The sequence below is a fragment of the Moorena sp. genome, assembly GCF_982860115.1.
The window spans coordinates 1-1638 of sequence record NZ_CEYLVT010000457.1 but is presented as its reverse complement, the minus strand read 5'-3'; the positions used below and the strand labels follow the sequence as shown (position 1 = coordinate 1638).

Here is a 1638-nt window from a genome sequence, read left to right as displayed (position 1 = left end):
AACAGCCAATAGCGGTAGTGATAGATGACTTGACCCAGAGTCACTTTTCCCCAATCTTCGTAGGGACGAACCCGCAGATTCCGTAAAGTTTCGTGACAAGCTTGGTAGTTGGCGGGGATCGTCCAGCCCTGATAACGACCAGCTTTGGCCGCTGGGTGCTCAGAAGGCATGGTTATTAATGCGATCGCAACCTCTTCCGCTAACGCCATTGGGGTATGGGGTAGTGTAGAAAAGGGCCATTCTGGATAAAGTTTAGTACTCAGAGCAAAAGGGAAAGTGTCTTGATATTGAGTTTGCTGATTGAGGATCACAAAGTCATCTCGATTAATTTTACCCTCCTGTGCCATACGTTCGAGGGTATCAGTGCGGACAGTGCCAGCATCGACAATACCATCACGAACAGCGTAGACCACTGCGTCATGGCTACCACCAAAGTGGAGGCCTCGAAAGTCACGGTAGGGGTTAACTCCAGCTTCTAACAGAGTTTCCCATGCCATTTGCCAGCCCCCAAAGGCAATTTCACTGACGGCCATAAAGGTTTTGCCCCGTAAATCCTTTAAATCCTGGATATCATTGCGGTCAGCATGACGCAGGATAACCGCTCCAAATTGGGTGTAAGGCTTGCCTAGGCGTAGATTTGTTAGGGTGGCAATTCGTCGTGCCCCATAAATCCATTCCAACTCTACATACATGCCAGGGTTAGGCAACACAAAGTCCACCTCCTGGTTAGCTATTATTTCTTCGAGGGTGTCAAACCCTAGTGGTACAAGTTGGAAGACATAGCCGGAAATGGTTTCACTGAGATAGTCTAGGGTCGGTTGCCATTTTTTTTTGGTATGGTCAACACCCCGAATTGCCATCACTCCCACCTTAACAATCTTTACCTCTGAAGTCGTTATTTGTCCTGTTCCATCTACAGATTTCTGAGGAGGAATAATCCCTGGGGCAGCCAATGGTATTAGTGATAATCCCATGGCTAGAATCAGGCTGGATTTAATTAAGAAGTAAAGACGACTCATAGTATAGCAGTTTTCAATTATGTCAGGTACGAATTTTTGGGGAGCTTTCAGGGGTAGGTTTTTAAGATTTAGGCTGAGGAGAGAACAGGGATACTTGGAGAAAAATCGGTAAAAAATTGACCAATCGGTAAGGGAAGATGATTGAGTAGAGCAGCTTGAATCACGCTTCATGCCCCGACGAAAACAGCTCAAAACACGGGGATTCGCTGTACTGCTGTCAGAGTTTGGACTCTCGAGAGGGGTTGCCGGTAACTGTTCTGAGTCGTTGGAGCATACCCTTGAAATAGTGTGGGGAGATGGCCAGATGGGGAGATGGGGGAGATGTTTATTAAGGGTAATTATCCTGACATGATATAAGAATTAAATTCGCCACGGGTCGCACCTAATGTACATAAGATTTTTTACCTCTTACCTTCCCCTCCTGGGAGGGGTTAGGGGTGGGTGCCTCTTGCCTTCCCCTCCTGGGAGGGGTTAGGGGTGGGTGCCTCTTGCCTCTTGTCTGTTACCTATTCCCTGTTACTATTCCCTGTTACCTATTTCAAATCTCAGCAATTATAATTATAATTAATCGACATACTCTTCGATAAACTTCCTAAGTTCCTTCACCTTAAACTCCTTA

The 1638-nt window shown here is 46.4% G+C and carries 1 protein-coding gene; it reads right to left on the bottom strand.

Features of this window, described 5'->3' with window-relative positions:
- Positions 1-1190 (bottom strand): phosphate/phosphite/phosphonate ABC transporter substrate-binding protein (locus tag AC4II3_RS32650; protein WP_488029854.1); only part of this gene is annotated, 1190 nt, incomplete at its 3' end.
- Between the last annotated feature and the right edge of the window lie 448 nt (positions 1191-1638).